This window comes from Sandarakinorhabdus sp. (genome assembly GCF_031422795.1).
Taxonomy (GTDB): Bacteria; Pseudomonadota; Alphaproteobacteria; order Sphingomonadales; family Sphingomonadaceae; genus Sandarakinorhabdus.
The window spans coordinates 1-4,870 of the sequence record NZ_JANPML010000355.1; the positions used below are offsets into that span (position 1 = coordinate 1).

General features: G+C 64.1%; 6 protein-coding genes. 4 read left to right on the forward strand and 2 right to left on the reverse strand.

Translation table 11 applies throughout. From position 1 onward, the window contains the following. A partial coding sequence (locus RMO81_RS12410) for an alpha/beta hydrolase (protein ID WP_310476204.1) occupies window positions 1-519 on the reverse strand: 519 nt, incomplete at its 3' end. A 69-nt stretch (window positions 520-588) separates the two neighbouring features. On the opposite strand from RMO81_RS12410, the gene RMO81_RS12415 reads away from it, so the two are divergent. Next, a complete protein-coding gene (locus RMO81_RS12415; RefSeq protein ID WP_310476205.1) occupies window positions 589-1,320 on the forward strand; it encodes a TetR/AcrR family transcriptional regulator in 732 nt (243 codons plus the stop codon). Between the two features lie 30 nt (window positions 1,321-1,350). Beyond that, a complete protein-coding gene (locus tag RMO81_RS12420) occupies window positions 1,351-2,727 on the forward strand; it encodes a protein adenylyltransferase SelO family protein (RefSeq protein WP_310476206.1) in 1,377 nt (458 codons plus the stop codon). Here the strand turns inward: RMO81_RS12420 and RMO81_RS12425 are convergent. Continuing rightward, window positions 2,724-3,101: a histidine triad nucleotide-binding protein gene (locus RMO81_RS12425; protein WP_310476207.1), complete on the reverse strand. Its 378-nt coding sequence runs from the start codon at window positions 3,099-3,101 to the stop codon at window positions 2,724-2,726. The two genes, RMO81_RS12420 and RMO81_RS12425, sit on opposite strands and share 4 nt — an antisense overlap. Before the next feature lie 81 nt (window positions 3,102-3,182). On the opposite strand from RMO81_RS12425, the gene RMO81_RS12430 reads away from it, so the two are divergent. After that, complete coding sequence (locus RMO81_RS12430; RefSeq protein ID WP_310476208.1) at window positions 3,183-3,503, forward strand: alkylphosphonate utilization protein; 321 nt, start codon at window positions 3,183-3,185, stop codon at window positions 3,501-3,503. A 138-nt stretch (window positions 3,504-3,641) separates the two neighbouring features. Then, the coding region (gene rho / locus RMO81_RS12435) for a transcription termination factor Rho (protein ID WP_310476209.1) at window positions 3,642-4,870 on the forward strand (1,229 nt) is incomplete at its 3' end.

Below are 4,870 nucleotides of genomic sequence, written 5' to 3' on the forward strand. Positions count from 1 at the left end.
CACCCAGGTCATCCAGTTGCCGCCGCGGCCGACATTGGCCTGCAGGCGCTTCAGCCCCGCCGGTTCGATCGCCGGGCCGATATCGTTCAGCACCACGCCGGCCATGCGGGCGCGGTGCGCGGTCGTCATCCGCAAGGCCAGCAGCCCCCCCACCGAAGAACCGATCGCCACGAAACGCTCGACGCCCGCCGCATCCAGCACCAGCGACAGATCGCGCAGATAGGTAAGCGGCACATAGGTGAGGGAATCGCGCGCCCAGCCCGATTCGCCGCGGCCGCGCAGATCGGGCGCGATGATGCGCCAATCGGCGCCGTGCGATTCGGCAAGTTGGGCAAAGTCGGCACCATTGCGCGTAAGCCCGGCCAGGCAGAGCAGCGCCGGCCGATCGGCGGGCACACCAGGCTGATGATGCTCGCGCCAGCACAGCCGCACGCTATCGCTTGTAAAGGCGAAACCTTTTTGCCAGCCCGGCCCCGGTTCGGGCCGGGACGACAGCGCAGAGGGTGCGACAACGGCCATATTTTGACTCTGACTCAACTCTGTTGTTATAGAAAGTCAATTACCGGGGGGTAAGGAAGAACATTCAACGTGGCAACGCGCGCTCTTGATTCTCGTGGTTCGGCCGGTGGTTCGAATGTCGGCACGGCCCGTTCTGGTGGCCGTGCGGCACCCCGTACTGCCCCCGGTGCGGCGCAACCGGCCGCTGATATGCGCGCCCGCCGCTATGACCCGGCCGAAACCAAGGCCCGTGTGCTGGCCGCGGCCCACATGCTGTTTTCCCGCAATGGTTTTGCCGGCACCGGCACCGCCGATATTGCCCGCGAAGCCGATGTTTCGGAAGGCTCGATCTTCTATCATTTCGGCTCCAAAAAGGCGCTGCTGCAAGAACTTGGCCGCCGCCACGGTGAGGCCATGATCGCCGCCATGGAAGACGGTTATGCGCTGGAAGATCTGGAACCGGGCATCACCATTCCGCGCCTGCTGCGCTTCGTGCGCGACAACATGATCTGGGAAAGCGCCGACGGTGACTGTGCCGATTGCGGGCCAAAGGCAGCGATGGCCTCCAACCCCGATGCCGAACCATTCTATCACGCCGCCAAGGCCGTGACGACCGACTGGATCAAGCGCCACATGCAGGCAGCGCTGGCCAAGCGCGGCATCACCGGAGTGGAAATCGATATCGCCGCCAGCTTCACCCATCACGTGGTGGGCGACGCCATTGATTTCTGGCTGTGTGCGGCCACACCCGAAGAGGCCGACCGCGTTGAGCGCGAAACCGTGCGCTATGTGCGCGCTGCCAGCGGTTACCCGCTGGATTGAGCCGAAGCGCTCGGCCATAGGCTTTGCTCCATGGCCGAATTCTCCCCTGAAACCACCATCCTCGAGCTGGGCAGCGATTTCTTCGACCCGGTCGAAGCGGCGGTATTCCCGCAGACCATCCTGCGCTTTCGCAACGACCGCGCCGCTGCGCAGGTGGGGCTTGCCGGGCTGAGCGACGACGACTGGTTGCAGCACTTCGGCCGCTTTGCGCCGCTGCCGGGCAGCCTGCCGCAACCCTTGGCGCTGCGCTATCACGGCCATCAGTTCCGCACCTACAATCCCGATCTGGGCGATGGCCGCGGGTTCCTGTTTGCCCAACTCCGGGATGACCTCGGCCGCCTGATGGACCTGGGCACCAAGGGTAGCGGCACCACGCCATACAGCCGGATGGGCGATGGCCGCCTCACCCTGAAAGGCGCCGTGCGCGAAATCCTCGCCACCGAAATGCTGGAGGCGCTGGGGGTCAACACCAGCCGCACGTTCAGCGTGATCGAAACCGGCGAAAAGCTGATCCGCAGCGATGAACCCTCGCCCACCCGCGCCGCCGTGCTGGTGCGGCTCAATCACAGCCATGTGCGCTATGGCAGTTTCCAGCGCCAGGCCTTCCACCAGAACCGCGATGGGCTGACCAAGCTGGTCGATTATTGCCTTACCCACCTCGCGCCGGGCGACAGCGGCCCCACCCCGGCGGCAGCGCTGATCGATCACGCCGTGAAAGGCGCCGCGCGGATGGCGGCGCAGTTCATGGCCGCCGGCTTTGTGCATGGCGTGCTGAATACGGACAATATCAACATCACGGGTGAAAGCTTCGATTACGGCCCATGGCGCTTTGCCCCGGCCTGGGATGCCGGCTTTACCGCCGCCTATTTCGATCATTCCGGCCTTTATGCCTTTGGCCGTCAGGCCGAAGCCCTGCAGTGGAATCTGTATCAGCTGGGCAGCGCCTTGCGGCTGATTGCCGAAACCGACGAACTGAAAGGCCCGCTCGAAACCTATCCGCTGCGCTATCGCGCGGCCCTGTCTGATGCAGTGCTGGGCCGGCTGGGCGTCAAGCGCCTGAGCGCCGAGCAGGACGAAGCGCTAGTTGCCGCCATCCAGTCGGCGCTGGTCGGCACGCAGATGGATCCGGATCGCTTTTTCTTCGATTGGCGCGGTGGCGTGCGGCGCGGGGCGTCCGTGGCCGATCCGCACTACAGCCACGACGCCTTCACGGATTTCCTGGCGCTGATTCCGGATTTCGCCGCAGGCGCACCGGCCCACGCCTATTGGTCAGACGACGCGCCTTGCACCATGCTGGTGGATGAAGTGGAAGCGCTGTGGACGCCGATCGCCGAGCGAGACGACTGGGGGCCACTGCACGCCAAGGTGGCGGCGATCCGGCGGATGGGCGAGGCGCACCGCGTCTAGCGCGCCAGCATCGGCCCCAACGCCCGGCCGCCAAACACATGCACATGCAAATGCGGCACTTCCTGGTGCGCATTCACCCCGGCATTGGCCAGCAGGCGATAGCCCGGCTCTTCCAGCCCCAACAATTTGGCCACCTCGCCCACGGCGCGCACGAAACCGGCGATCTCTGCATCAGGCGCCGTCGCCGAAAAATCCGCCCAGCTGCGATACGGCCCCTTGGGGATCACCAGCACATGGATGGGTGCCTGCGGGTTGATGTCGTGAAAGGCCAGCGCATGCGGGGTTTCATGCACGCGTTTGCAGGGGATCTCGCCGCGCAGGATGCGGGCGAAGATGTTATTTTCGTCATAACTGCCCAAGGCGTCGACCGGCATGTTAAAGGCTCCCACGCAATTTCCGCCTGTTCGTATCACCGCTGCCGCAACCGGCAAGACCCGCCTGCAAGGAATGACCCGATGTCCGCCGATTCGTCCGACGAAGATTATGTCTATGACGAGGTCAGCGGCGAATGGCTGCCCGCCGCCGAACTGCGCGCCCGCGCGCCGGCCGCTGACCCAGACGCTGTGGAAGTGCGCGATTCGGTCGGCAATCTGCTCGCCGATGGCGATCAGGTGACGTTGATCAAGGATTTGGACGTCAAGGGTGCCGGACAGACGCTGCGCCGCGGCACGCTGATCAAATCGATCCGGCTGACCGGCGACCCACAGGAAATCGATTGCAAGTTCGATGGCATCAAGGGCCTCGTGCTGCGCGCCGAGTTCGTCAAGAAGCGCTGAACAGAGCAACCTTGCATCCGCTCGCCGGCTTCACTATCTAACGCTCGTTCGCGCCCGTCCTGGTGTGCGACAGGCTTCACCACATCATCGCCGCACCCAGAGCCACGCGCTCGTTGCCGCGAAGCCGAAAGACCAACAATGCATCTGCAAGAACTCAAGAAAACTCCGCCCGCCGAACTCGTCGCCATGGCCGAGGAAATGGGCGTCGAGAACGCCTCCACCCTGCGCAAGCAGGACATCATTTTCGGCATCCTCAAGGCCGCCGCCGAAGCCGGCACCGAAGTGATGGGCGCCGGCACCATCGAAGTCATGCCCGATGGCTTTGGCTTCATGCGCTCGGCCGATGCCAGCTATCTCGCCGGCCCCGACGATATCTACGTGAACCCGCAGATCGTGCGCCGTTATGGCCTGCGCACCGGCGACACGGTAGACGGCGAGATCAGCTCGCCCAAGAACGGCGAACGCTATTTCGGCCTCAACAAGGTGACGGCGATCAATTTCGACGATCCCGAAGCCGTGCGCCACCGCGTGAATTTCGACAATCTCACCCCGCTTTATCCCGACGAGAAGCTGAACCTGGAGATCGGCGACCCGACCTCGAAGGACAAGACCGGCCGGGTGATCGACATCGTCGCGCCCTTGGGCAAGGGCCAGCGCTGCCTGATCGTCGCCCCGCCGCGCGTCGGCAAGACGATCATGATGCAGAATATCGCCAAGGCGATCAGCGCCAACCACCCGGAATGTTTCCTGATTGTGCTGCTGATCGACGAACGCCCCGAAGAAGTCACCGACATGCAGCGCACGGTGAAGGGCGAGGTGATTTCCTCCACCTTCGACGAGCCCGCCACCCGCCACGTGCAGGTTGCCGAAATGGTGCTGGAAAAGGCCAAGCGCCTGGTTGAACACAAGCGCGACGTGGTCATCCTGCTCGATAACATCACCCGTCTGGGCCGCGCCTACAACACCGTCGTGCCCAGCTCCGGCAAGGTGCTGACCGGCGGTGTCGACGCCAACGCCCTGCAGCGCCCCAAGCGCTTTTTCGGTGCGGCGCGCAACATCGAAGAAGGCGGCTCCCTCACCATCATCTCGACCTCGCTGATCGACACCGGCAGCCGCATGGATGAAGTGATCTTCGAAGAGTTCAAGGGCACCGGCAACGCCGAAATCGTGCTGGACCGCAAGATCGCCGACAAGCGCGTCTTCCCGGCCATCGACATCGGCAAGAGCGGCACCCGCAAGGAGGAGCTGCTGATTGCGCCCGACGTGCTCAAGAAGACCTACGTGCTGCGCCGCATCCTCAACCCGATGGGCACCATGGACGCCATCGAGTTCATGATCGACAAGCTGCGGTCGACCAAGACCAACAG